This is a genomic window from Streptomyces sp. NPDC002888 (assembly GCF_042888465.1).
Taxonomy (GTDB): Bacteria; Actinomycetota; Actinomycetes; order Streptomycetales; family Streptomycetaceae; genus Streptomyces.
Map to the genome: position 1 here is coordinate 37130 of NZ_JBIAPU010000011.1, position 21549 is coordinate 58678.

General features: G+C 72.1%; 19 protein-coding genes and 1 pseudogene. 12 read left to right on the forward strand and 8 right to left on the reverse strand.

What is annotated here, in order from left to right:
* Window position 1: 1 nt before the first annotated feature.
* Both ACFYWX_RS19260 and ACFYWX_RS19265 read right to left on the reverse strand, forming a co-directional pair.
* Complete coding sequence (locus tag ACFYWX_RS19260) at window positions 2-535, reverse strand: MarR family winged helix-turn-helix transcriptional regulator (RefSeq protein WP_389425244.1); 534 nt, start codon at window positions 533-535, stop codon at window positions 2-4.
* Complete coding sequence (locus ACFYWX_RS19265) at window positions 532-2364, reverse strand: FUSC family protein (RefSeq protein ID WP_389425245.1); 1833 nt, start codon at window positions 2362-2364, stop codon at window positions 532-534. The genes ACFYWX_RS19260 and ACFYWX_RS19265 overlap by 4 nt, the downstream gene beginning before the upstream one ends.
* 155 nt (window positions 2365-2519) lie before the next feature.
* On the opposite strand from ACFYWX_RS19265, the gene ACFYWX_RS19270 reads away from it, so the two are divergent.
* The 5 genes from ACFYWX_RS19270 to ACFYWX_RS19290 all read left to right on the forward strand — a co-directional run bounded on the left by ACFYWX_RS19270 (window position 2520) and on the right by ACFYWX_RS19290 (window position 6478).
* A complete protein-coding gene (locus tag ACFYWX_RS19270; RefSeq protein ID WP_389425246.1) occupies window positions 2520-3074 on the forward strand; it encodes a DUF5134 domain-containing protein in 555 nt (184 codons plus the stop codon).
* Window positions 3075-3171: 97 nt separating this feature from the next.
* Entirely contained in the window at window positions 3172-4107 is a 936-nt protein-coding gene (locus tag ACFYWX_RS19275; protein WP_389425247.1) for a M56 family metallopeptidase, read from the forward strand.
* A 55-nt stretch (window positions 4108-4162) separates the two neighbouring features.
* Window positions 4163-4891 carry a phosphatase PAP2 family protein gene (locus tag ACFYWX_RS19280; protein WP_389425248.1) on the forward strand — a complete coding sequence of 243 codons (729 nt, stop codon included), beginning with the start codon at window positions 4163-4165 and terminating at the stop codon, window positions 4889-4891.
* A 74-nt stretch (window positions 4892-4965) separates the two neighbouring features.
* Window positions 4966-5676: an HAD family hydrolase gene (locus tag ACFYWX_RS19285; RefSeq protein WP_389425249.1), complete on the forward strand. Its 711-nt coding sequence runs from the start codon at window positions 4966-4968 to the stop codon at window positions 5674-5676.
* 124 nt (window positions 5677-5800) lie between these two features.
* Entirely contained in the window at window positions 5801-6478 is a 678-nt protein-coding gene (locus ACFYWX_RS19290; RefSeq protein WP_389425250.1) for a TetR/AcrR family transcriptional regulator, read from the forward strand.
* On the opposite strand, the gene ACFYWX_RS19295 is transcribed toward ACFYWX_RS19290, so the two are convergent.
* A complete protein-coding gene (locus ACFYWX_RS19295; RefSeq protein WP_389425251.1) occupies window positions 6466-7893 on the reverse strand; it encodes an LVIVD repeat-containing protein in 1428 nt (475 codons plus the stop codon). The two genes, ACFYWX_RS19290 and ACFYWX_RS19295, sit on opposite strands and share 13 nt — an antisense overlap.
* A 151-nt stretch (window positions 7894-8044) precedes the next feature.
* On the opposite strand from ACFYWX_RS19295, the gene ACFYWX_RS19300 reads away from it, so the two are divergent.
* Entirely contained in the window at window positions 8045-8704 is a 660-nt protein-coding gene (locus ACFYWX_RS19300) for a DUF305 domain-containing protein (RefSeq protein ID WP_389425252.1), read from the forward strand.
* Between the two features lie 14 nt (window positions 8705-8718).
* Here ACFYWX_RS19300 and ACFYWX_RS19305 read toward each other — a convergent pair whose 3' ends face one another.
* A complete protein-coding gene (locus tag ACFYWX_RS19305; RefSeq protein WP_389425253.1) occupies window positions 8719-9201 on the reverse strand; it encodes a DUF6214 family protein in 483 nt (160 codons plus the stop codon).
* A gap of 219 nt (window positions 9202-9420) precedes the next feature.
* Between ACFYWX_RS19305 and ACFYWX_RS19310 the strand changes: the two genes are divergently transcribed.
* Complete coding sequence (locus tag ACFYWX_RS19310) at window positions 9421-10764, forward strand: FAD-dependent oxidoreductase (protein WP_389425254.1); 1344 nt, start codon at window positions 9421-9423, stop codon at window positions 10762-10764.
* 147 nt (window positions 10765-10911) lie between these two features.
* Window positions 10912-11296: pseudogene (locus ACFYWX_RS19315) on the forward strand (tRNA-dihydrouridine synthase); the annotation flags it as partial.
* 113 nt (window positions 11297-11409) lie between these two features.
* Here ACFYWX_RS19315 and ACFYWX_RS19320 read toward each other — a convergent pair.
* The 3 genes from ACFYWX_RS19320 to ACFYWX_RS19330 all read right to left on the reverse strand — a co-directional run bounded on the left by ACFYWX_RS19320 (window position 11410) and on the right by ACFYWX_RS19330 (window position 14586).
* Window positions 11410-11967, reverse strand: a complete 558-nt coding sequence (locus ACFYWX_RS19320; protein WP_389425255.1) for a DUF2087 domain-containing protein — start codon at window positions 11965-11967, stop codon at window positions 11410-11412.
* A gap of 149 nt (window positions 11968-12116) precedes the next feature.
* A complete protein-coding gene (locus ACFYWX_RS19325) occupies window positions 12117-13385 on the reverse strand; it encodes a PHB depolymerase family esterase (RefSeq protein WP_389425434.1) in 1269 nt (422 codons plus the stop codon).
* A gap of 103 nt (window positions 13386-13488) precedes the next feature.
* Entirely contained in the window at window positions 13489-14586 is a 1098-nt protein-coding gene (locus tag ACFYWX_RS19330) for a non-reducing end alpha-L-arabinofuranosidase family hydrolase (protein WP_389425256.1), read from the reverse strand.
* A 351-nt stretch (window positions 14587-14937) separates the two neighbouring features.
* Between ACFYWX_RS19330 and ACFYWX_RS19335 the strand changes: the two genes are divergently transcribed.
* Window positions 14938-15915 carry a polysaccharide lyase family 1 protein gene (locus tag ACFYWX_RS19335; RefSeq protein WP_389425257.1) on the forward strand — a complete coding sequence of 326 codons (978 nt, stop codon included), beginning with the start codon at window positions 14938-14940 and terminating at the stop codon, window positions 15913-15915.
* Between the two features lie 37 nt (window positions 15916-15952).
* Window positions 15953-16762, forward strand: a complete 810-nt coding sequence (locus ACFYWX_RS19340) for a pectate lyase (protein ID WP_389425258.1) — start codon at window positions 15953-15955, stop codon at window positions 16760-16762.
* A gap of 99 nt (window positions 16763-16861) precedes the next feature.
* Here ACFYWX_RS19340 and ACFYWX_RS19345 read toward each other — a convergent pair whose 3' ends face one another.
* Window positions 16862-17605 carry a PaaX family transcriptional regulator C-terminal domain-containing protein gene (locus ACFYWX_RS19345; RefSeq protein ID WP_389425435.1) on the reverse strand — a complete coding sequence of 248 codons (744 nt, stop codon included), beginning with the start codon at window positions 17603-17605 and terminating at the stop codon, window positions 16862-16864.
* 73 nt (window positions 17606-17678) lie between these two features.
* Here ACFYWX_RS19345 and ACFYWX_RS19350 point away from each other — a divergent pair, with 73 nt between their 5' ends.
* Together ACFYWX_RS19350 and ACFYWX_RS19355 are read left to right on the forward strand one after the other, a co-directional pair.
* A complete protein-coding gene (locus ACFYWX_RS19350; protein WP_389425259.1) occupies window positions 17679-19334 on the forward strand; it encodes an acyl-CoA dehydrogenase family protein in 1656 nt (551 codons plus the stop codon).
* 102 nt (window positions 19335-19436) lie between these two features.
* Window positions 19437-21476 (forward strand): HEAT repeat domain-containing protein, encoded by a 2040-nt coding sequence (locus ACFYWX_RS19355; RefSeq protein WP_389425260.1) that lies wholly within the window; start codon window positions 19437-19439, stop codon window positions 21474-21476.
* Window positions 21477-21549 lie beyond the last annotated feature (73 nt).

Sequence of the window (21549 nt, forward strand, 5' to 3'; positions counted from 1 at the left end):
CTCAGGCGCGCAGGCCGCCCAGGCGCCCTTCCAGCTGGCCGAGCAAGCCGCCGAGCAGTCCGGCGAGTTCGTGCTGTCGGTCCTGGTCGAGGCCGGACAGTACGGCGGTCTCGTAGGCGAGTTGCTCGGGCAGGATCGCGTCGACGAGGTCGCGTCCGGCGTCGGTGAGGCGGACGTGGGCGACGCGGCGGTCGCGGGTGTCGCCGCGGCGCTCCACCAAACCGCGCTCGGTCAGCTGCTTCAGGCGCTTGGTGACGGCGGCACCGGAGGAGAAGGTTTCGCGGGCCAGTTCGCCGGGGGTCAGCTCGTGGCCGGTGCGACGCAGCGCGCCGAGCAGGTCGAACTCGGCGCGGGTGAGTCCGGCCCGGCGCAGCGGGGCGTCCTCGGCCTGCTGGAGCAGGGCGGCGCAGCGGTTGACGCGGCCGATGATCTCCATGGGTCCGGTGTCGAGGCCGGGGTGGACGGTCTGCCACTGCCGGACGACGGCGGCGACGGTGTCGTGCCCGGTCGTCGTTTCCGCGTTCGGTGCCGTCATGGCCGTACACCCTCCGTCGTCGTGTTCGTCCGCCGGTCCGGGAGCAGGCCCTGGCGGCGTACCGTCGCGGCGAGCGTACGGTGTCCGCGACGCTCGGCCGCCACGACCCCCTCGTGGGGCAGGGCACGCTGCCACCACTCCCCGGAGGCCGCGTCGGCGGTGGCGCGCAGGTCGACCAGGGCGGCGGCGAGACCGCGGCGGGCACGGTCCAGGGCTCCGGGCGCCGGCCGCCGCTCCTTCAGCAGCCGGGCGGCGTGCTCGCGGGCCCGCTCCACGGCGGTCAGGGCCTGTTCGAGGCGGTCGCCCGCACGCCGGTTGGTGACGGCGACGGCGGCGACGAAGCCCACGAGGGCGCCGACGAGGGTGTCCACGATCCGCTCGGTGATCAGCTGCCCGGAGTCCTGGAACCGGGCGAACTCGGTGACCAGGAGGGCCATGGGAGTCACGCAGACGCTGCCGAGCCAGTAGTTGCGGCTGATCAGTGCCTCGGTGCCGAAGTTGAAGGCGAGGCAGCACAGGACGAGCGCCCCCTGGTGGAGGTGGGCGAGCGGGGTCACGGCGGCGAAGACGAGGACGCCGACGACGTTGCCGACGACGCGCTGGACGGCCCGACTCCACGTCAGGGCCAGGTTGGCCTGGTAGAGGGAGGCCGCGGTGACCAGCGCCCAGGAGGGGCGGCCGACGCCGAGCGCGAGGGAGGCGTATCCGGCGAGGGCACAGCCGAGCGCGGTGCGCAGGGCGATCGGGGTGAGCGGGCCGAGCCGGCTCCACAACGGGCGGGCGGGAAGGGCGAGTTCGGCGTCCACGCCGAGGAGTTCGTCCGCCTCCCCCGGCAGATCGTCCACCCTCGGGACGCGCCCCGTGCCCCGCAGCTCACGCGCCCATGCCCGCAACCGCGCCGGGTCCGACTCCGCGGGTGCGGCGAGCGCCACCTCGGCACGGACGACGAGCCGTTCGAGGGCACGGCGGGTGGCGGGACGGGAGCGTCCGACGGCGGAGCGCAAGCGCCAGCCAACCGAGCGGGAGCGCCGAGTGGCCGGGTGGGAGCGCCGGGTGGCCGCATGCGCACCGGTCGACAGCAGCGTCTGCCACGCGGCCTGCACGGCGGCGGCCGCGGCGGCGCGGGCCTTGGCGTGACCGTCGTCCGCGGTGCGGGCCCTGTCGTGGCCCCCGTCGGCCGCACGAGTCCCGGGGTGCCCCTCACCGCCGGTACGGCCCCGCCCGTCGCCCTCCCCCGTGCCGCGCGTCTCCGCGTACGCGGCGGCCGCGTTCAGGGCGTGTGCGGTGGCGCGGCGTTCGGGACCGTGCGGGCGCAGGAGCCCGGGTGCCATGCCGACGAGCCAGGCCCAGGCGCCGGTGGCGAGGGCCAGTCCGACGTGGGCGGGGACCTGGGCGAGGGTCTGCGGGGCGAACAGCGCGGCGGAGGTGACGAAGGTCAGGACCACGTTGCCCGGCGGGCCCACGCGAGTGGCGTCGCAGAGCGTCTTCTGCGCGGCGGCCAGGAGCGCGCCGACGCTGACGAGCACGACGGCGTTCGTGGTGAGCGCGGCCGCTACCAGGGCGACGGCCAGGCCCGCGGTCATGCCGAGCACCACCCACGCGAGGGCGCGCGCCCGGGCGGCGTACGGGCGGTTGTGGGCGTACAACGCGCTCAGGGACCCGGACATCGTGTACATCGCCAGGTCCAGGCGCCCGAGCGCCAGCAGGATCACGTTCGCGGGCGCGACCGCGGCGACGACGCTCAGGGCCGGCTTGAACCAGATGTCGGAGGGCCGGCCGAGGCGCAGCACGCCGGCGAGCGGGAGGCGTCGGGAGGGTGCACTGCTCATGGGGCATTAGCTTAGCAGGTGTTTTACTCGTGAAAGATATACGCCTACCTGCCGTGCTCCCTCGAATGCTCCCCGAGTACATCCATGCGCTCGGGTGCGCGCCTCGTGACCTGGGCATCGCATCGGGTGACCGACCGTCGAGCAGGGAGGTGCGCGTGTCCGGACCGGCTTCGCCCGGCTGGCTGCTGGTCGCGCTGTGCGCGGCGACCGGCGCCTACTGCCTGCTGCGGATGCGCAGCGGCGTCGAGGAGCAGCGCCGGGCCGCGGGCGGCGAGGCACTGATGGGCTTCGGCATGGCCGTGATGTCCGTCCCCGGGACGGCGTTCACGCCCCCGCCGTGGACCTGGCCCTTCTACGCGGCCGTGTTCGGCGGCGCCGCGCTGCGTGCCCTGTGGGCGGTGCGGACGGGATCCCACCATCTGCATCACCTGGTGGGGGCGGCGGCCATGGTCTACATGGCGGTCGTGATGGCGGGCTCCCCCGCGCCGGGACACGGCCACGGGCACGGCGGCGCCGGAGTGCCGCTGCTGAATGGGATGTTGCTGCTGTACTTCTCCGGGTACGTCCTGCTCTCCGGCGTCCGGCTGCTGCCCGTGGCGGCCGTGGCCGGGGGCGGCCGGGCGGCCGGCTGGGGCGATCGGCCTGAGCTGGCGCGGGCGTGCCGGCTGTCGATGGGGATCGGGATGCTGGCGATGCTGTTGACGCTGTAGGGACGGACCGGCCCCCTGCGGCACGAAACGTGGCCTGCGTCACTTTGCCGTGCCAAGCCGTACCTGGCGGTAGCCCGCCGCTCATAGGGTGCTGACCATGATGGTCCCCGCGCTCCTGCTGCTGCTCGGCGCCGTGACCGCCGTCGTCTCTCCCCGCCTGCTCGCCCGGGCCGACTGGCCGGACCGTGAACCGGTGGTCGCGCTGTGGGTCTGGCAGTGCGTGGTGGCGGCGGTACTGCTGTGCTGCGCGCTGTCGATGACGCTCAGCGCGGCGGCGGCCTGGCAGGCGGTGCGCGGCCATGTGTTCGCCCCGGCACCGCAAGGGGTCGTGGAGGCCTACGCGTTCGGTACGACCGGGCCCTGGGCGGCGGCCACCGCCGTGGCGCTCGCGTGCGGCGGGGTGTGGAGCGCGGCGATGCTGCTCCGCGAGATCGTGCGGGCGCGGGCCCGGCATCGGCAGCGGCGGGACGAAGTGCTCCTGCGTGCCCCGCTGTTGCCGGGCGAGGAGCCCGGTACCGGTCGGCTGGTCGTGCTGGAGGGCGAGCGGCCGGACGCCTGGTGGCTGTCGGGTGCGGCGCCCCGACTCGTCGTCACCACGGCCGCGTTGCGTCGGCTGAAGGGCCGTCAGCTGGATGCGGTCGTCGCCCACGAGCAGGGGCACGCGCAGGCCCGGCACGACTGGCTGCTGCACTGCTCGGCCGCCCTGGCCACGGGTTTCCCGCAGGTTCCGGTGTTCGCCGCGTTCCGTGACGAGATGCACCGCCTGGTCGAACTCGCCGCCGACGACATGGCCTCCCGCCGCTTCGGCCGGCTGACGACCGCGCTGGCGCTGGTGGAACTCAACGAGGACCGCGGGGTGTTCGGCCCCGCACCCGCCCCGCACGCCCATGTCCCGCAGCGGGTGCACCGGCTGCTCACTCCCCCGGACCGGCTCACCGCGGCGCGGCGGCTGCGGCTGACCGCGGCCGCTGCGCTGGTGCCGGTGGTCCCGGTGCTCGTGGCGTTCGTGCCGGGGCTGCGGGCGCTGGGCTGAGGCCGCCGTGGCCCGGAGTTGGCCTCCCGGCCCCCGGTTCGGCGAGGATCGAACCATGCACTCCCCGTCCGTCGACACCCCGCCCCGCCCGCCCGTCCCCCGCACCGCCGTCCGCTCGGCGATCGTCCTGGCGGTCTGCTCGGTGCTGCTGCTCACCCTCGTCGCGGCCAAGTGGCACCCTCTGATCTCCACCGACGGCGACATCTCCCGCACGACCCACCGCTGGGCGGTCGACGATCCGGACACCACCCAGGCGTTCCGCATCCTCACCGACTGGGTCTGGGACCCGGTGACGATGCGTGCCCTCGTCGCGGTCGTCGCGGTGTGGCTGATCTGGCGCCGGCGGGACTGGTGGACGGGCGTGTGGCTGCTGGTCACGGCCGCGCTGGGCACGGTGATCCAGCAGGGGCTCAAGGCCGCCGTCGACCGCCCGCGCCCGGTCTGGCCCGACCCCGTCGACTCCGCCCACTACGCCGCCTACCCCTCCGGCCACGCCCTGACCGCCACGGTGGTGTGCGGCCTCCTCGTCTGGCTGCTCCACCGCCACGGCGCCGCCCGCGCCCTGTGGGGTACGGCCCTGGCCGTCGCGATCGTCTCCGTGGTCGGCGTGGGCCTGACCCGCGTGTGGCTGGGCGTGCACTGGCCCTCGGACGTCGTCGGCGGCTGGCTGCTCGGGACGATGCTGGTGGCCGCGGCGGTGGTGGCCCACGCCCGCTGGCGCCCGGCCGTCGATGCGCAGCCACCCCTTCCCCGGCGTGGAACCCGGGATCAACAGGGTGCGTGAGAGCTGCTTCGGCCGCGTGTTCCGCGGCGGCGATCTTCCTGCGGAGTGGAACGCGACTCCCTAGGATCACCACCATGACCGCCGTATTGTTCGATTTCTCCGGAACCCTCTTCCGTGTCGAGTCCACCGAGTCCTGGCTGCGTGCCGGTCTGGCCGAGGCCGCGATCGTGCTGCCCGAGGGGGAGTTGGCCGAGACGGTGCGCGCGCTGGAGGCCGCGGGCGCGCTGCCGGGCGGGCCGAACCCCGTTCGGCTGTCCGAGGATCTCGCCCGCGTCTGGGAGATCCGGGACGAGAGCGCGGAGCTGCACCGCGCCGCGTACACCGGCCTCTCCCGGCAGGTGCCGCTGCCCGAACCCGGACTGCACGACACGCTCTACGACCGCCACATGAGGCCGACCGCCTGGTCCCCGTACCCCGACGCCGTGGAGGTGCTGCGGACACTGCGGGAGCGCGGGATCGGTGTCGGCGTGGTCAGCAACATCGGCTGGGACCTGCGCCCGGTCTTCCGCGAGCACGGCCTCGACGCCTACGTCGACACCTACGTCCTGTCGTACGAGCACGGCATCCGCAAGCCCGACGCCCGCCTGTTCGCGGCCGCGTGCACGGCGCTCGACGTCGATCCGCGGCAGGTGCTCATGGTCGGCGACGACCGGCGGGCGGACGGCGGTGCGGCGGCGCTCGGCTGCGGGGTGCACTTCGTGGACCATCTGCCGGTCGCACAGCGGCCGGACGGGCTGCGGCCGGTGCTCGACCTGGTCGGCCGCCCCGTCGGAGGCCAGGCCTGACCGTCCTGGACGATCCCCCGCGTCGCCCAGGACGGACGGCAGCCCGGACAAACCCCGCACGGGGGGTGGACCGGGACGCGCTGAGTATAGTTGGCTGGCAGCCAGTCAACGCAGGAGTTACAGGATGTCCCCGCGCAGCGCCTCGGTCAATGAAGAATTGCGACGGCGTTCCCGCGAGCGGCTGCTCCAGGCCGCCGTCGAACTGGTCAGCGAGCGCGGCTACGAGGCGACGACGCTCGGTGACATCGCGGACCGGGCCGGCTCGGCGCGCGGACTGGTGTCGTACTACTTTCCCGGCAAGCGCCAGCTCGTGCAGTCGGCGGTGCACCGGCTGATGCACCGCACGCTGGAGGAGGCGCTGGAGCGGGAGCCGCGCACCGAGGACGGCCGGGAGCGGATGGCGCGGGCCATCGACGCGGTCCTGGGGCTGGCCCGGGACCAGACGGTGCTGATGCGCCAGCACATGGCGGGGCTGCTCCAGGCGGAGGGCTTCGTGCAGTGCCCGGAGCAGCAGCGCCTCGCCGAGCTGCTGCGGGACACCGTCGTCCGGCACGGCTCGCGGGACGTCGACACCGACTATCCGATGCTGCGCAGCCTGCTCATGGGCGCCGTCTTCGCGATGGTGCTGCCGAAGGCGCCCATGCCGATCACGACGCTGCGCGCCGAGCTGTTCGCGCGCTACCGCCTCGACCGGGAACTCGGCGCCCCGCCGGAGACCACGGCGGTCTCCGGCGAGGCGTGCGGGATGGATCTGTCGCGGTTCTTCGCGACGGGCCGCGAACCGGACGCTCAGTCGAAGTAGTCCGGCTGGGTCTGCACGTTGAGCTCCCTGAGCCGGACCCGCTGTGCGGGGTCCGTCCGGCGGTCATGGATCTTCAGCACGTCGAGACCCTTGACCATGTCGTTCGAGTAGACGTACCCGTTGTAGTAGTACGCCGACCACGACCCGCCGCCCGTGAGCCGGTCGGTCGACAGCGGGCCCCGCTCGAAGTAGGCGATCTCCTTCGGGTGGCTGGAGTCGGTGAAGTCCCACACGGAGACACCGCCCTGGTACCAGGCCTGGACGGCGATGTCCCTGCCCTTGACCGGGATCAGCGAGGCGTTGTGGGCCACGCAGTTCTCGGTGTCCGCCTGATGGCGAGGGATCTTGTAGTAGCTGCGGAAGACCAGCTTGCGGTGGTCGCCCCGGCCGACGATGTCGTAGATGCCGTCGGCGCCCCGGTTCGGACCCGTCACCTCGTTGCAGGTCGCCGCACCTCCGCCGCCGAGCTCGTCCGTGAACACCACCTTGTCGGCCTTCTGGTTGAAGGTCGCCGAGTGCCAGAACGAGAAGTTGACGTTGTCCTGCACCCGGTCGATGACCTTCGGACGCTCGGGGTCCTTGAGGGAGAACAGGATGCCGTCGCCCATGCAGGCGCCCGCGGCGAGGTCCTTCGAGGGCAGGACTGTGATGTCGTGGCAGCCGGTGGTCTTGGAGACACCGGGGTTGGTGGGCCCACCCGGGTTGCCGCCGCCGTCGGGACCCTCGCCCGGGAACAGCACCGGGAAGCCGACGACCGCCGCCTTCTCGGGGGCCTTGCGCGGCACCTTGATGACCGAGATGCCGTCGTGCGGCGGTTGGCAGTCGGGGTATGCGGCGTTGGGGGCGTACGAGGAGACGTAGATGTAGACGTTCCTGCGCTCGGGCACCAGGGTGTGGGTGTGCGAGCCGCAGGCGGTCTCGACGGCGGCGACGTACTTCGGGTTCGCCTTGTCGCTGATGTCGAAGACCTTCATGCCCTCCCACGAGGACTTCTCGGTCGCGGGCTGCGAGGTGCTGTTGCAACTGCTGTCGCTGCGCGAGGAGTCGGTGGACAGGAACAGCAGGTCACCGGAGACGGAGATGTCGTTCTGCGAGCCGGGGCACAGCACCTGGGCGACCGTCCGCGGTGCCTTCGGGTTGCTGATGTCGAAGATGCGGAAGCCGTCGTAGTTGCCGGCGAAGGCGTACTTGCCCTGGAAGGCCAGGTCCGAGTTGGTGCCGGCGAGGGCGTCCTTGGGGATGTTGGCGAGGTGCTCGACGTTGGCCGAGTGGACGATCTCGTCCTGGCCGGGTAACTCGTCGTCCGGCGTCGCCCCCGCCGGGCCCGCGCTGAGCAGGGCGGCCAGGAGTCCCGCCGCGGTGGCGAGGACTCCCCAGGATCTGCGCCGCGTTCGGGGGTGGTTCAACAGGGTCACTGCGTCCTCCCTAGTTGCCGCTCATACGGGAGCGGCTCACGGTCCTCCGCAGTATCGTCTTGGTCATGCACAGACCAACAGAGGGCATGGCGTCCGATACGCCTCGACCAAGCACGAGACGCCCTCAACCCGCCTTTCCCAGGAGGCCGTTGTGCTCTTTCGCCGTGGGTTACGCGTCGCCCTCGCCACGGTCTCGCTCGCCGCGCTGACCGCCGTCGGGATCACGGCCTGCGACTCCGGTTCACACGCCGCGCCGGACACCCGGAGCGGGCCCTCGGTCCTCGTGCCCGGCAGACCCGGCGAGGCGAACCGCACCCTGTCCGCCCGGGAAGCCGCAGGCCGGCGCGTGGACGACGACACCCCCAACGCGGCGGACCTCGCCTACGCGCGCCGGATGATCGAGCACCACACCCAGGCTCTGGAGATGACCGAACTCGTTCCGGATCACGCCGAGTCGCAAAGCGTCCGCCGGCTCGCCTCGCGGATCGCCGCCGCGCAGGGACCGGAGATCGAGGTCATGAAGAGCTGGCTCAAAACCAACGGGGCCAAGGCCGACGCGACGAGCGGCGGCCACGAGCACGCCGCGATGCCGGGGATGGCGACCCAGGCACAGCTGGAGAAGTTGCGCGCGGCGCGGGGGAAGGCGTTCGACCAGCTCTTCCTCACCCTGATGATCAGCCATCACGAGGGGGCGATCACCATGGCCGTCGACGTCAAGACGGACGGCAACAACATCCGGATCGAGGAGATGGCCGACGACGTGGTCGCCGAGCAGACGAGCGAGATCACCCGGATGCGGGCCATGGAGTGAGCAACGGCCCCCACTCAGTGCCGGGCGTGACGCGGGGTCAGAAAACCGGCGTCACGCGCCCGGGAGATGAGCCTGAGGGAGCCGCGCCTGCTGCGCCCGGTCGCGCACATCACCGCGAGGACCGGGTCGACGCCGTCCTCCTGGGCCGCCCGGTACTCCTGGGCGACCAGCCACCGCCCCTCGATGCCGCGCGGCCAGGCGGGGCGGGCGCGCCTCGGCCCGGCGACGGTGCCCACCTCGTCGGCGCCGTCAGGGTCCCCCGCCTCGGCCTCGAGCCCGCACGCCTCGAACAGCGGCCCCTCGATCCAGTCGGCGAGCTCGGTCAGGTCGGCGAAGGACAGCGCCGGCTGGGCCCGGACGTCCTCGACGGAGACGCGCCCCTCGGCCACGACGGCCAGCGCCTCGACCCGGGCACCGTCGGTGAAGTCCAGGCGGACGCCGTACCACCGCGTCGCCTTCGCGTCCTCCCGCACTTCCCACGCGGGCCACACGGACACCGCACCGTCCGCCGGAGATCGGTCGGAAAGATCAAGAAAAGTTGCTTCCAGCACACACGCAACGTAACCGTGTGATCACATTCCATACGAAAGAACACGCACGCGCGCGTGCGGCGCGGCACCCTGTCAGCCGAGCGTCCACGGTGCGATGCTGGACGCGTGAGCGATCTCCTCTGATTCCTCGGGGCCCCTGGGCCCCTCGAGAAAAGGAGTTACGCCGTGCTGCGTGTCGCCGTCGTCGGCTCCGGGCCGAGCGGGGTCTACACCGCCCAGGGCCTCGTGGAGCAGGACTCCGGGGTGCTCGTCGACGTCCTGGACCGGCTGCCGTGCCCGTACGGACTGGTGCGCTACGGCGTGGCACCGGACCACGAGAAGATCAAGTCGCTGCAGAACACCCTGCGCACGGTCCTGGAGCACGAGCGGGTGCGGTTCCTCGGCGGTGTCCGGGTCGGCGCCGACGGAGTACCGGCCGAGCGGCTGCGGGAGCTGTACCACGCCGTCGTGTACTGCGTCGGCGCCGCGACGGACCGGCACCTCGGGATCCCGGGTGAGGAGCTGCCGGGCAGCTTCTCGGCCACGGAGTTCGTGTCCTGGTACAGCGCGCACCCGGACGCCGGGGCCGGCCGTTTCGTGCTGGAGGCGCGCTCGGCCGTGGTCGTCGGCGTGGGCAACGTCGCGGTCGACGTCACCCGCATGCTGGCCCGGGGCGCGACGGAGCTGAGCCCCACCGACATGCCGCAGGAGGCGCTCACCGCGCTGGCCGCGAGCCGGGTGACCGAGATCCAGATGGCGGGGCGACGCGGACCGTCCCAGGCCCGCTTCACCACCAAGGAGCTGCGCGAGCTGGGCGCCCTCCCGGACACCGACGTGATCGTGGACCCGGCGGAGCTGGCCCTCGACCCCGCGTACGCCGACCCCTCCGCCCTGCCCGCTCCGCAGCGCCGCAACGTGGAGGTGCTGCGCGGCTGGGCGGAGCGACCGCGGACGGGCGCCCCGCGCCGGATCCGGCTGCGGTTCTTCCTGCGCCCGGTCGAACTCCTCGCCGCCGGGGGCCGGGTGGCCGCGGTGCGCTTCGAGCGGACGGCGCCGGACGGACACGGCGGGGTGACGGGCACGGGGCGGTACGAGGAGGTCGCGGCGCAGCTGGTGCTGCGTTCGGTGGGCTATCGCGGGGTTGCGCCGGAGGGGCTGCCGTTCGACGCGGGGCGCGGGGTCGTGCCGAACCTGGCCGGGCGGGTGCTGCGCGACGGAGGAGTGGCGCCGGGCGAGTACGTGGCGGGCTGGATCAAGCGGGGCCCGACGGGTGTCATCGGCACCAACCGGCCGTGTGCCAAGGAGACGGTGACGTCCCTGCTGGCGGACGCCCCCGCGCTCGTCCGCAGGGAGCTGCCGGGAGATCCGGTGGCGGTGCTGTGCGCCGAGGGGATCGAACCCGTCGAGTGGGCGGGGTGGCTCGCCATCGAGCGGGCCGAGGTGGAACTCGGGGCCTCGCTCGGGCGTGGCGTGGTCAAGCTGCCGGACTGGGAGTCGCTGCTGGCGGCGGCGCGGGGAGCGGTTTCGTAGCGACACACGGGGGCAACTCCACGGAAATCGACAAACTGTTCACGTCGCCTACGGTCTCGTGCAGTCACAGCTGTCCCCACTCGACCCCCCGCCCTGGAGTGCCCCATGCCCACGACCGCACCCGTGCATCCCGTCGACGAGGTCCCGTTCCGCATCTCCGCGACCGACTGGCTGGAGGAGGGCGGCTGGACGGAGGACGACACGGTCCGCTTCGCGGGCGAGCTGCACGCCCACGGCGTCGACCTGCTCGACGTCTCCACCGGCGGCAACGCCTCGGGCGTACGCATCCCGACCTGCGCGGGCTACCAGGTAGCCGTTCGCCGCCCGGGTGAGGGCAATGACGCCGATGCCTGTCGCCGCGGTCGGTCTGATCACCGAGGTCGAACAGGCCGCGAAGATCGTGGAGAACGGCGAGGCCGACGCGGTGCTGCTCGGCCGCGAGCTGCTGCGCGATCCGTCCTGGGCGCGGGGCGCGGCACGGGAGCTCGGGGGCGAGGTGCGGGTGCCGGAGCAGTACCACCGCTCCGTGTGACCTCACCGGGCTTGCGCCTCACCACCGGACTGTGTGACGTCACCGGGTTCGCGCCTCACCACCGCTCTGCGTGACCTCAGCCGGCCTGCGCCTCACCCGCGCTCCGTACGACCTCAGCCGGCCTGCGCCGAGTCCTCGGCCGGGCGTCGGTAGACGCCGGCGTGCCGGTGCAGGTGGTGCAGGTCGACCAGGTAGCGGCGCAGGGTCACGTGGTCGACCTGCCCGCCCTCGCACCAGACCCGGAGCCGGTCGTTGACCTCGCGCTCCGTGTACGCCCGGCCTGGCTCGAAGGTGCGCTCCGCGAGGTGGCGCAGCACGAGTGTCTTGCGGTTCCACTGGGCCGGCAGCCGCACCAGGCGCCCGTCGCGCACGAAGGTGCGCAGCACCATCTCGGCTCGCTCGTCGCCGGTGCCGTGGTCCTGCGCCGGACGGGGCTCGGCCGCGTCGCGTGCGAGTTCGCGCAGTCGGTCGTACGACACCGTGAGGCCGCCGTCGGCCGCCGTGACGATCCGGCCGTCCTGGAGCCGGCGCAGCGCGACGAGGGCGCCCTTGGAGGTGAGCCCGGCCCGCTCGGCGACCTCCTCGGCACTCGTGGCGCCCAGCGCCACGGCGGCGAAGGCCCGCGCACGGTTCTCGTCGGCCAGCAGCCTGACCACGTCGTCGGACGTCATCCTCGACACTCTCCGTCCTCGCAGAGCGGGGCGGGCGACAGGGCCCCGCACACCCGATCCCCGGGACGCTACCCCTCCGACCGCTCCCCCGCTCGGGAATTTCCGCGTGCGGCCAGGCGGGCCGCACGCGGATTGATGCACCGTCAGTTCTATGTGCAGGCAGCCCCGTTGAGGGTGAAGGCGCCGGGTGCCGCGCTGTTGCCGGTGTGGTTCGCCTGGTAGCCGATGGTGACGCTCGCGTTCGGCGCGATCGTGCCGTTGTACGACACGTTGGCGGCCGTCACCGCGCCGGAGGCCGGGCTGTAGGTGGCACCCCAGCCGTTGGTGATGCTCTGGCCGGAGGGCAGGGTGAAGCCCAGTTTCCAGCCGTTGATCGCGGTGGTGCCGGTGTTGGTGAGGGTCACGGATCCGGTCAGACCGGTGCTCCAGGCGTTGGTGGACGCCGTCACCTTGCAGCCGCCCGGCTCGGGCTGGGGCGCCGGGCCGGAACCATTCAGGCCGAAGAACGTGAGGACGCGTTCTCCCATGCCCCACTTGTACAGGTCGTGGCCGACGCCCTGGAGGGCGACGGCTTCGACCGGAGCCCGGTCACCGGTGCCGCCGTAGCGGGAACGGGACCAGCCCGACTGGGGCGAGTCGGTCACGGACGGGGTCTGGCTGACGCCCTGTACGTTCGTCCACTGCTTGACCTCCTCCCCGTAGTTGTGGAAGCGCAGCACGTCGTCCTCGGTGCCGTGCCACAGCTGCATCCTCGGCCGGGCGCCGGTGTAGCCGGGGTAGGCGTTGCGGGCGATGTCGCCCCACTCCTGGGGGGTGTGGGTGATGCTGCCACCGGAGCAGGTGCTGTTCCACTCGGAGCCGTCGGTGGTGGCGAAACAGCCGAAGGGGACGCCCGAGAAGGCGGCGCCGGCCGCGAACACGTCGGGGTAGTCGCCGAGCAGGACGTTGGTCATCATGGCGCCGGAGGAGATGCCCACGGCGAAGATCCGGCTGGTGTCGGCGGAGTAGGTGCGGGTGGTCCAGTCGATCATCGACTTGATGCCGACGGGGTCGCTGCCGCCGCCGCGCTTCAGCGCCTGCGGCGAGGCGACGTCGAAGCACTTGCTGCTGCGGGTGACGGACGGGTAGACCACGATGAACCCGTAGCGGTCGGCCAGTTGGGCGTACTCGGTGCCGTTGTACATGGCGGGGCCGGAGCCCGTGCAGTAGTGCACGGCCACCACGACCGCCGGGCGCGCCGTGACGTTCGCCGGCACGTAGATGTACATCTGGAGGTTGCTGGGGTTCGTACCGAAGTTGGTGACCTCGGTGAGCGTCGCGGCGGGGACCGCGGTGGCGGCCTCCGTGCGGGCCGAGGCGGCGGGTGCGGTGAGGACGGTGGCCGCGAGTAACGGCACCAGGGCGGCGAAGAGCGCCATGAGCACCGAACGCGGCGATCGCCTCGCCCAGTTGGTGATGCGGGGGGTGGTGGACACGTTCTGTCCCTTCTGGTCAGCGGCTCGGGGGACGTCGTGCGTGGGTTCAGCAGGCGGAGTTGGTCTGGGTCACCAGGCCAAGACGCCAGGGCAGTTGCGAGTAGTCGCCACTCGCGCCGGGGTCCATCCCCTGGTAGAGGAAGCGGAGCCGGCACGGGTTGATCGTGAGGGTCTGGTCGACGCCGTCCCGGATGAGCTCGCCGTGGCTGAGGTCCGTCGTCCAGGCGGACCGGCCCGCCGCGAAGGTCACGTTGGTGGAGCGCAGGAACGGGTTGGCCTCGGTGTCCGCCAGGGGGGTCCAGGTGCCGCCCAGGCTGTCGGCCGTCCAGGCGCGGAAGTAGCGTCGCCAGTCGGACTTGGTGGCCAGGGCCTCGACGAGCATCAGGTACTTGCCGCTGTTGCCCAGGCGGTAGACGTTGCTCGCCTCGAAGAGGTCGAAGCGGTTGGGTTCGGACAGCACGATCGTGGTGTCGCGGAAACCGTTCGGGAACTCGGCGACCGTGGTGCGGGAGCGGTACTGGTGGCCGTTGTCGTCGGAGAAGAACAGGTAGCAGTCGGTCTTGTCGCAGATGGTCCAGAAGTCGAGCCATCCGCCGGTGCCCTTGTTCTGCGTGACCACGGGCGGCTCACTGTCGAAGAAGTACTTCGGCGCGCTCCAACTGCCGGGCTTGGAGGGGTCGTCGGTGGTGGAGTACGACGGCGGACCGGTCTGGTAGACCATGTACCACTTCTTCTGCGGCGCGAAGTAGAACACCTGCGGGGCCGCGGCGTAGCGGTTGCCGATGTTCGGGTTGGCGTCGAGGAAGGTCTGCGGTGCGGCGGCGGCCTGCGAGAAGTCTCGGAAGCTGGTGTGTCCCAGGCTCCACGCCCCGGCGGTGTCGGCGGTCGTGTAGTAGACGTGCCAACGGTTCTTGTACCGGATGATCGTCGGGTCCTTGACCGATACGACCGGGTGGGTCGCGTCCGGCTTGGGGCTGATCAGCGGGCCGCTCGAGGTCCAGGTGAAGGCCCCGGGGAGCGGCCCGGACCGACCGGTGCCCGCGTCCCCGGCGGCCGCCGGCCCCGGTGACAGGGCCAGGCCGGCGACGGCCAGCAGAAGCAGCACCAGGCCGCTGACGAAAGTGCGCGTGCGCGGAGTCGGCATCGACTCGCCCTTCTCGGAAAGGGAAGCGTCAGCACCGCATGGTGGCATGGACACGACTGCCATGGAAGCGCTCCCACGCTACCGAGGGAAGCCGCTTGCCGTCACCAGGGCCGGCCGAATGTGTTCTGCGCAAAGCGTTGACTAGAAAGCGCTTGCCCCCTACGTTCCGTTCAGCAGTGTGACCCACCCCCACACAGCGAGTCGCGCAGCAGAGCCCCCGCGGCCCGGGGAAGTGCACTCCTCAGGCCGTAGCGAGAATCCGCCACCGTCACACTGCCCGCGCGCGGTGATCAGAATGGCGTACGACATTCACATACATAGCCAGAAAGTCCTCTGAAGGGACGCACCCGCATGCGTACATGCCCCCCACGTACACACGCGCAAAGATCCGCTCTCGGCGCCGCCGTCGCCGCTCTCGCCACGGTGACCGTTCTCGCCGTCCCCCAGTCGGCCGGGGCGGCCGAGAGCTCGCCGGTCGGGTTCGGCGCCGGGACGACCGGCGGCGGGAGCGCCTCGTCGGTCACCGTCTCGACGCTCTCCGCCTTCAAGACCGCGGTGACGGGCAACTCGGCGAAGGTCGTGAAGGTCAACGGTCTGATCACGCTGAGCGGTCAGGTCGACGTCGGGTCCAACACGACGGTACTGGGCGTGGGTTCGTCGTCCGGGTTCACCGGCGGCGGTCTGCGGCTGAAGAAGGTCACCAACGTCGTCATCCGCAACCTGAACATCAGCAAGCCGCTCGCGCCGTCCGACGGCGTCACCGTCGAGTCGTCCACGAAGGTGTGGATCGACCACAACTCCTTCTCGGCCGACCGCGACCACGACAAGGACCACTACGACGGGCTGCTGGACATCAACCACGGCTCCGACAACGTCACCGTGTCCTGGAACACCTTCAAGGACCACTTCAAGGGCTCGCTCGTCGGCCACAGCGACAACAACGCGAGCCAGGACACCGGGCACCTGAAGGTGACGTACCACCACAACTACTTCAGCAACGTCTACTCGCGCATCCCCAGCCTGCGCTTCGGCACCGGGCACTTCTACGACAACTACGTCGTCGGCGCCGAGACCGCGGTCCACTCCCGCATGGGCGCGCAGATGCTGGTCGAGAACAACGTCTTCCGCTCGACGAAGGTCGCGGTCACCACGAACCGCAGCAGCGACGTCGACGGATACGCCAACCTCCGCGGCAACGATCTCGGTGGAGCCGCGACCGAGATCTCCCGGACCGGCACGTTCACCAGTCCTCCGTACAGCTACACCGCCGAGCCGGCCTCCTCCGTCGTCGCCTCGGTGACGTCCGGTGCGGGCGCCGGGAAGCTCTGACCATCCCCGTCCCCCAGCAGGAAGAAGGAATCGGGACATGACTTCTTCGTTACGTTCGCGCACCCGCGTGCGCGCACTGACCGGCGTGCTGGCCGCTCTCGGCCTGTCGGTTGGCATGATCATGACAGACAGTGGTCTGTCCACCCAGGCGAACGCCGCCACCTGGCCATCCGCCAACGGCAGCCAGGGGGTCTCCTCCACCATCCCCGTCTCCGGCACCAAGGACTACGGGATGAAGCGCCTGTACGGCACCGGCGACCTGGGCAGCGGCAGCCAGGACGAGGACCAGGGCCCGATCCTGGAACTGGCCGACGGCGCCACCCTGAAGAACGTCATCATCGGCGCCCCGGCCGCGGACGGCGTCCACTGCAAGGGCAGCTGCACGCTGCAGAACGTGTGGTGGGAGGACGTCGGCGAGGACGCCGCCACCTTCAAGGGCTCCTCCTCGTCGAGCGTCTACACCGTCTACGGCGGGGGCGCGAAGGCCGCCAGCGACAAGGTGTTCCAGTTCAACGGCGCGGGCAAGCTGGTCGTCTCCAAGTTCGCCGTGCAGAACTTCGGCACCTTCGTCCGGTCCTGCGGCAACTGCAAGACACAGCACAAGCGGACGATCATCCTGAACACCATCGAGGTGACCGCCCCGGGCGGCCGGATCGCCGGCATCAACACCAACTACGGCGACAGCGTGGCGCTGCGCGCCATCACCGTCGTCGGTGACAGCAGCAAGAAGATCATCCCCTGCCAGAAGTACATCGGGAACAACACGGGTGCGGAGCCGCCCAAGGACGGCACCAGCGCCGACGGCACGTACTGCAACTACACGGCGTCCGACATCACCTACAGGTAGACCCCCCACGGTGAAGGCGGCCGTACGGAGCGTCCCCGCACGGCGCTCCGTACGGCCGCTGCCCGTCCCGCGCCACGGCGGCGCGTCATGGCCGCCGCATCACGCCCGCACCGCCTCGATCACTTCCCGCTGATAGTCCGCGTAGGCGGCCCTCAGGTCGGCGCCCGGCCAGCCCTCGGGGAGGAGCCGGGGAGGGAGCACGGGGTCGGCGAGCAGGTGGCGTACGACGGCCGCGTAGGCGGTGAAGCGGTCGGCGGGGCCGTGGGCCCGGCCGATGTGTGCGAGCAGGGCACGGGACGTCGCCACCCAGGCGTCCAACGGCCACAGTGCGGCCGCCAGTTCACGCTCGGGCAGGCCGGGGCGGGCGGTGTAGTGCTGGGCCACCTCGTTGAGGTTCTCCGGCAGGACCCGGCTGAGGTTGGCGGGCCGCAACCAGACGCCCTCGCGCAGTTCCGCGAGGCGCAGGGCGGTCAGACGGCCGCGCAGTTCGGCGCGTTCGGCGGGGCCGCGGCCGGTCGCCGTGATCACGACCATCTCCCAGTCGCCCTCCCACACGCGCGTGCCGGGGCGCACCGCGTCGTCCTGGCGGCGCTGGCGTTCCAGCAGGCGGTCGCTCAGGCGGTAGCCGGTGTCGGTGCGCCGCAGGTCACCGGCGGCCACCATGCGGCTGAGCGCGGCCCGCAGCGTGGACCCGCCGACTCCGAAGGGCTCCACCACGCGGACGAGGGCCTTCACCGGCAGCTCGGGCGGATGCGTGCCGAGCAGCAGGCTCAGCACGACCGACCGCGCGGACAACGGCCGCAGATCGACCTCGCCGGGCTGCGCTGACACGTTGATCCGCATGGTCACGTACTTTACGTGCGCCCGCACCTGTTGCACTATTGCTGCGACCGCAGCGAGAGTGCAACATGGTCGTATGGTCTCCACACTCGCGCACGAGCGGTCCACCACTCACGACGTCACCAACCAGGCCCCGCCCCTGACGCCGTACGACGCCTCCGAGGACACAGCCCTTCTCGAGGGGCTGCGCCGGGAGGGCGCCGGCTGGGCCGAGGGGGACGTCCGGCGGCTCGGCCTGCGGGCCGGGAGCGAGGAGGCGCAGGAGTGGGGGGACCTGGCCAATCGCCACGAGCCCGAGCTGCGCACGCACGACCGGTACGGCCACCGCGTCGACGAGGTCGACTTCCATCCCAGCTGGCACGAGCTGATGCGGGTCGCGGTCGCCGAGGGCCTGGCCGGCGCGCCCTGGGCCGACGACCGGCCCGGCGCCCATGTGGCCCGTACGGCGGGCGGGCTCGTGTGGGGGCACACCGACGCCGGGCACGGCTGTCCGACGTCGATGACGTACGCCGCCGTCCCCGCGCTGCGCCGCCAGCCGGACCTCGCGAAGGTGTACGAGCCGCTGCTCACCGGCCGTGAGTACGACCCCGGACTGCGTGTGCCGACCGACAAGCGGGGGCTGCTCGCGGGCATGGGGATGACCGAGAAGCAGGGCGGCTCCGACGTCCGCACCAACACGACCGCGGCGACGCCCACGGCCGAGCCCGGCGTGTACACCCTGCGTGGGCACAAGTGGTTCACGTCGGCCCCGATGTGCGACGTGTTCCTGGTGCTCGCCCAGGCACCGGACGGGCTGTCCTGCTTCCTGGTGCCGCGCGTGCTGCCCGACGGGAGCCGCAACACCTTCCGCATCCAGCGGCTGAAGGACAAGCTCGGCAACCGCTCCAACGCCTCCTCCGAGCCCGAGTTCGACGGGACCGTCGCCTGGCTGGTCGGACCGGAGGGGCAGGGCGTCAAGACGATCATCGAGATGGTCAACTGCACCCGTCTGGACTGCGTGATGATGTCGGCGACGCTGATGCGCAAGACGCTCGTCGAGGCGGCCCACCACGCGCGTCACCGCAGCGCCTTCGGGGCGCGACTGGTCGACCAGCAGCTGATGCGCAACGTGCTGGCCGATCTGGCGCTGGAGTCGGAGGCCGCCACGACGCTCACGCTGCGGCTGGCGGGCGCGGCCGACCAAGCGGTGCGCGGCGACGCAGGCGAGCGGGCACTGCGTCGGATCGCCACGGCGGTCGGCAAGTACTGGGTCACCAAGCGGGGCCCGGCCTTCACGGCGGAAGCCCTCGAGTGCCTCGGCGGCAACGGCTACGTGGAGGACTCCGGGATGCCCCGGCACTACCGCGAGGCTCCCCTGCTGTCGATCTGGGAGGGGTCGGGAAACGTCAACGCCCTCGACGTGCTGCGGGCGTTGACCCGGGAACCCGGTACCGCGGACGCCCTGTTCGGCGAACTGGCCCTGGCGCGCGGTGCGGACGCCCGGCTGGACGCGGCCGTGACCCGGCTGCACGGGCTGCTGGCGAAGGGGTCGCAGGCGGGCGCCCGGCGACTGGTGGAGCTGATGGCGCTGGCCCTCCAGGGCTCCCTCCTGGTCCGGTACGCCCCGGCCGCCGTCTCCGACGCCTTCTGCGCGACCCGGCTCGGCGGCGACTGGGGGCATGCCTTCGGCACACTCCCGGACGGCGCCGACCTCGACGCGATCCTGGACCGGGCGCTGCCCGGCGGTCACTGACACACAACGGTTCGCGGACAGTCGCCGCGCGATTCCGCTTCGTTGTCAGTGGCGTGGTGCAGACTCGCGATCAGCCTGCACTTCGCCTTTTGGAGGACAAGGTTGTTCACGGGGATCGACGGGGTCGACTGGGCCTCGATGCGGCATGCGTACGGCAGTGCGGAGGACGTTCCCGGGCTGCTCAGGGGACTCGCCTCCACGGACCCTGCCGAGCGGGAGACAGCGCTCGACGGGATGTACGGCGCGGTGCACCACCAGGGAGACGTGTACGACTCGACACTCGCCTGCGTCCCGTTCCTGTTCGCCCTCGCCGGGCGGGAGGAGGTGCGGGACCGGGGCGGGATCGTGGAGTTGCTGGTCAGCATCGGCGGCGAAGGGGACGGGGACGGGGGCGGCGAGGAGGGGGCGGACGACGGAGAGGACAACTACGGGAAGGCGCGCGCCGCTGTCCGGGCGGGGGCCGAGGCCTTCGTCGGGCTGACCGCCGATCCGGACGCGGGTGTGCGGCGGGCGGCGCCCGAGGCGCTCGTACGGTTCCTGGACGCACCGCGACGGGTGCTGGAACTGCTGCGGGAGCGACTCACGGTGGAGCGGGACGATCAGGTCCTGACCGCGCTGATCGGGAGCCTCGGGCTGTTCGCCCGGCGCCACCCCGCACTCGCCGCCGAGGCGGTGGACCTGCTGACGGCACAGAGCGCGCCCCCGTACGGGCCGGGGCCGCGGCTGGCCGCGCTGGGTCAGCTGGCGGGCTGCGCGCCCGACCGCCTCCCGGCCGACCTGGTGGACACGGTCGTGGAGCTACTCAGGGACAGGTCGCGGCGGCCCTGCCGTCCGGACGAGCCGGACCGCCCCGACACGAACACGCTCGTCGGCCGATTGCGACGGCTGCGGCCCTCGGACGAGGAGGGCTCGCAGCTGCTGCGGACCCTGCACGCCGCGCTCGGCGGCCGGGTGACCGACCGGATAGCCCTGCTGCGTGGGCAGTTGACCAGCCCGGACCCGACCGACCGGTGCAACGCGGTGTGGATGTCGACCGGGCTGATGCGGGAGTGGCGCGCGGACTACACGGAGTGCGTGGCGCTCATCGGCACGCAACTGCACGCGGAGGAGGACCGGCTGCGGGAGGCCGCGGTGTCCGTCCTCGTCGACCTCTTCGAGCTGGCCGTTCCCGCCGCCGACGACCTGCATGCGCTGGTGGAGTCCCGGCCCGACCTGTGGATACGGCGCTGGGAGCACGGGTCGCCGACGCTGGGTGACCCGCTCAAGGCCCTGGCGCGCTGCGGGGATCGGCGGGCGGTACCGGTGCTGGCGCAGGTGCTGGCGGGGGCGGTCGTACCCGACGACCTGGGGCAGGTGATCCCCTGTCTGGGCCCTGCCGCCGCTCCGCTCGCGCCCGCCCTGCTGCACAGATTCGGTGGCGTGCCCGTGGACGCGCCCGACACGTACGACCGAGCCGCGTCCCTGATGTCGGCCCTGGCGGGGTTGCGCGACGCGCGGGCGGTGCCGGAGGTGCTGCGGCTGCTGCGGGGCGTGCCGGAGAGCTCGCGCCTGCGGGACACGATCGTGGAGGCGTGCGTTCACGCACTCGGCGCGTTCGGGCCCGCCGCGGGCGAGGCGGTGCCGGTGCTGCGCGGGCTGCTGGACACCGAGCAGGCGGTCGCGGCGGCGGGCGCGCTGTGGTCGGTGGAGGGGGATGCGGCCGCCGTACTGCCGGTGCTGCTGCGGGCGGTCGCCGGGGAGGACGGCTACCGTCGGCGACGGGCCATCGAGGCCCTGGAGCAGCTGGGCCCACCGGCCCGCCCCGCCCTGCCCGAGCTGCGCCGGATCGTGGACTCCGGCTCACTCTGGGAACGGATGTGGGCCGCGTGCGCACTGTGCCGGATCACCGAAGGCCCGGGCCCCGTCCTCCCCGTGCTCCGGTCCACCTGGACCGAGGAGCCCGACACCCGCACCACCATCGCCGCCTGTCTCGCCGCGATGGGCCCGGCGGCGGCTCCGGCCCGCGACCTCCTGGAAACCGAACTGGCTTCTCCTCGACGGCACCTGGCGCAGTCCGGAGAGTACGGAAGCTACGAGATTCACTCGGACGAGCGGTTGTTGCGGGCTTGTAGGGAGGGGTTGGTTGGGGGCGCGGGTGCGTGATGGGGGTGCGGAGGGCGGGGGCCGTGATGCGGGTGCCTGGGGGCATGGGTGGTGATGCGGTTCGGGGCGGGCA